The 4128-nt window shown below is 36.9% G+C and carries 1 protein-coding gene; it reads left to right on the top strand.

Going from position 1 to position 4128, the window contains the following annotated elements; translation table 11 throughout:
• Window positions 1–34: 34 nt before the first annotated feature.
• On the top strand, window positions 35–3946 hold the full coding sequence (locus AAV96_RS00435; protein WP_046737886.1) for a Dyp-type peroxidase: 3912 nt from the start codon (window positions 35–37) through the stop codon (window positions 3944–3946).
• The last annotated feature ends 182 nt before the right edge of the window (window positions 3947–4128 follow it).

Genomic DNA, 4128 nt, shown 5'->3' on the forward strand with positions numbered 1-4128 from the left:
TATTTTATAAATATTTCTAAAAGGTTTAATAAAAATGTTAAATATGTCTTATGAAGATCGCTTTGTTGATGTATGGAAATGTACGCAACGTGGCTTAGTTTATCCAGCTCCGCATGCGATTTTTAGTACCGTATGGCTTAATACAAATATTACTCGTACAAAAATAAGAGAATTAATGATAAATTTCCGTCAAGAAATTAATAAAAATCCATTACTATCAAGTAAAAATACCACTCTAGTTATTGGTATTTCATTTGATAACTGGGATGCTATTTGTGAAAATGATCAATTAACTCGTCCCAAAGGTATGGAGCTTCATTATCCAGAAAAAGAAAATCCAAATATTTCTGTCATTTTTTCGGCTTCAAGAGGAAATTTTCAAAATTCAAATGGGGATATTTGGCTACATGTTAAAAGTGATGATAGTAAGGCGTGTGAAGTATTACAAAGCTATGTAGAGAAAGTACTAAAAGAGGATGGGGATCTAAAACATATTATTAGTCAAGTTACCGCCTCACAATCAAAAACTGGTCGAGATGGTAAAGTTCTAGGATGTCGTTTTTCAGAGAATTTAAACAATCCTTCTGATCCTATCTCATTAGCAAAACATACTTTAATTGGTGCTGAAGATATTGACCATTTTGGAGGTTCATTTGTTTTGTCCCAACGTTTCATGATTAATTGGGATCAAATCAATATGATGTCTGAAGATCAAATTGAAGACTTGATTGGACGTAAAACAGATGACACGATTATTCCTGATCGTGATAGTCGTTCACACATCAAAGCTTCCCGTGTACAAGACATGAATGGCAATACTACGCCTGTTTTACGTCTAGGTTTGCCTTTTGGTCGTGCTGAAACAAACTCCAGTTTTCGAGTACCCAAATCCGTGACTAAGTCTGATGAAGCAGGAATTTATTTTGCTGGATTTGCCAAAACAGCTGCCATTCTTGAAGAAGTAATGTCAAGTCAAGTCGGTGCTGTGACTGGTTTTATGAATGATCGACTCTTCAATAGTCTGCATTCAGATTTAGGCGGTATATTTTATGTACCTAGCTTAAAGGATTTAGATTTAGAACACTCTAGTGAATATAATAATGATTTTAGTCGTTTAGAACATGGGGATTGGAATCGTTTTCCTGGTGTAGATTGGTCTCGATTTGATCGTCATTATACTAAAAGCTCAGATAATGGGCTGATGTATTACAATAACAGTAATTATCTTTTCAATATGGCAACTGGAATAAATCCACATAGTGAATTTTTCAAACCACCTTCGAATCGTATTTTAAGTTTACTGGAAAATACATTTTCATTATGGCAGGACAATTGGTATTTCAATCGAAAACAAGAAGAGATTGAGCATGGAATCGATTATTACATTCATCAGTTTGATATTGATGACAAGCCTCAGGATATTATGGGCTTATCCATTATGTTGCGTAAAGGCTGGGCAATCCGATTAAGCTTACAGCTATTTTCTTCTTCGAGTTATGGTTTCCGTGGACGGAAAATATTGCTCAAAAATGGAGACATCATTCATTATTCGAGTAGACGTGAATGCGAAGGTAAAGTTATTTATGGTTCAGATACTTACCGAATTATGCCTGATGAAATTATTGTAGGTGCTATGCCCAATCTGACGCTGGGGGAAGGGCGCTATGTAATGAAATATTTATCTGAAGACGAGCGGCTTCAAGGTTTTCTGCGTAACTTAAGTGAAGCTTCTGGTGTGGGACATGTAATTCCTAATTATCAAAAAGCCTTAGATTTAGGATTGGCTGGCTTGCAACAAGAAATTAAGAAGCATGCACAAAATGCAAATACGCAAGAAAAGAAAGATTTCTATGAAGCTTCAGTGTTAGCTTTGACTGGTATTTCAGAATATTTCCTAAATTATTCCAAGCTTGCCTCAAAATTAGCGACTCAAATGCAAGCTGGACAGCAATTTGAAAAAGAAAATTTACTTGCGATTGCTAAACGAATGGAAAAGCTATCGCAACAAAAACCAGAAACCTTTATCGAAGCAGTTCAATTTATTTTTACAGTACATAGCTGTTTGCATTTGAATGGTGAGCCAACTGCATTTGGACGAATGGACCAGATGCTGCAACCATTTTATGAGAAAGACTCCATAATGCTTGATGAAGCGCAAGAAATCATTGATGCGTTTTATATAAAACTTGATGAAAAAGTACAGCAAAATCGTATTTTTATGGAAGACCACCAACCTTTCGGAAATTTAGCCATGGGAGGGAGTTCTGGTCCTTATCCACAAGGAGCATCTTTAGGTCAGTGGATTCAACAAATCACCGTTGGGGGGACGATTGTCGATGGTGAAACGGATTTTGCTAAAACCAAACCAGCATATAATGATGTAACGCGATTATTCATTCGTGCTTCGGGACGTTTACCATTGAATGCCCCTTGTTTATCGTTGCGCACTCGAAAAGATATTCCTGATGATATTTTAGAAGAAGCGGCACATGCAATTTTATCTGGTGGTGCTCATCCTATTCTATTAAATGATGAAAAGCTCATCCCGAGTTTGCATCAGAGTGGTCATGATGTAGGGGGGAATGCACTAAAAAATTTTGCAGGTTGGCATTCTGAAGTTGATATTCGCTCTGCACAGAATTATGCCTGTGACGGTTGCTATGAACCACAGTTCCCTGGTGAAAATTGGTTCTCCTTAGGTGGTTTCTCTACTCTACAGCCTTTAGAGTGTGCGATGAATCAAGGTAAAACAATTTCAAGCGCAGGGCAGAGCTATTTGTTTGGACAAACGGTTTCGTTAACAACCAAACCTGCTGATCAGATTGCTAGCTTTGAAGAATTATTAGGACTTTACGAACAACATTTTGAATTACTCAATCGCAAAGCATTTAATGGTCAAATTTTAGGATATGGTGCCAATACTGATTTCTGCCCATCACCCATTTTAAATGTTTTGATGGATGATTGTTTGGCCAAAGGTCAAGATTTCTATAGTGGTGGCGCAAAGTATAATGTTTATGGGCCATGTTACATTTCTCTCAGTAACACCATTAATTCACTTTATGCAATTAAGGCGATGGTATATGACCCGCTGACAGCTGTAACGACATTACCTGAATTACTTGAATGTTTATGTTGTGATTGGGGCTATAAAATGACTGAGCCTTTTATTAGTAATTTGGCGGGTCATGCACGTATAGCGGCTCAAGCTGATCGCTATAAGCGTTTGCGTGAAATTGCTTTGGCTCAGCCACGTTATGGGCGAGGACATTCTGAAGTCGATAAACTTGGTAACCAAATTATCGAAATGATTGCGACGATTTCCGTTAAAACATTTACTGATCCGTGGCCTCAATTTGCACAATCCTTGCAAAATCTAACGAAACTATATAGTTCTGAAAATCACCCGTTTGGTATACAAATACAACCTGGCGTTGGAACTTTTGAGAATCATGTTGAAATGGGGGCTTGGAATGGTGCGAGTGCTGATGGGCGTCGTCTTGGAACAACGGTTGCATCAGATTTAAGTCCATCACCTAGTCCAGCAGATTTAGCAATAGATCATCAAGCTGTGGAATTTGGCCTAGCTTTGCAAGGATTCGAAGGTAATGGAACAGATTTAATGTCAGATGGAGCACCAACCGATTTTAATATTCGTGAAGATTTTGATGTGCAGTCACTCATCAATGTGCTGAAACAGTTTAGCCGTGGTGCATCATCAAATATTTTGACAATAACTGTTGCTAATCCAGAAACCTTCACTGAAGCAGTTTCATCACCTGAACAATATAATTTATTACGTGTCAGAACAGGAGGATGGACTAATTTCTTTACTTCTGTTTTCCCTGTGATTCAGGATCAACATCGCCGTCGTCCAATTTCAACACCCGATGTTCCTACAGACAATAATGTACAAGCAAAGTGCCCATTTCACCAATGGCATTAATTAATTAAAATCATTCTTTGACAGCCTTTTGAATGAAAGGCTGTTTTTTTCTTTCATATTATAATTATAGAAATATTGTGCTTCACTCAAACGGTATTATCTATTCCATAAAATTGATAAAGAAAATTTTTATTTTCTGAGTTTTTTACTAAAAATTATACAAAATATGCTTGAAATAGATT

This window comes from Acinetobacter sp. AG1 (assembly GCF_001005525.1).
Lineage (GTDB): Bacteria > Pseudomonadota > Gammaproteobacteria > Pseudomonadales > Moraxellaceae > Acinetobacter > Acinetobacter modestus.

Bases quoted from the DNA above. Each gene is read 5' to 3' on its own strand.
- AAV96_RS00435 (WP_046737886.1), top strand. From the start codon at position 35: ATGTTAAATATGTCTTATGAAGATCGCTTTGTTGATGTATGGAAATGT.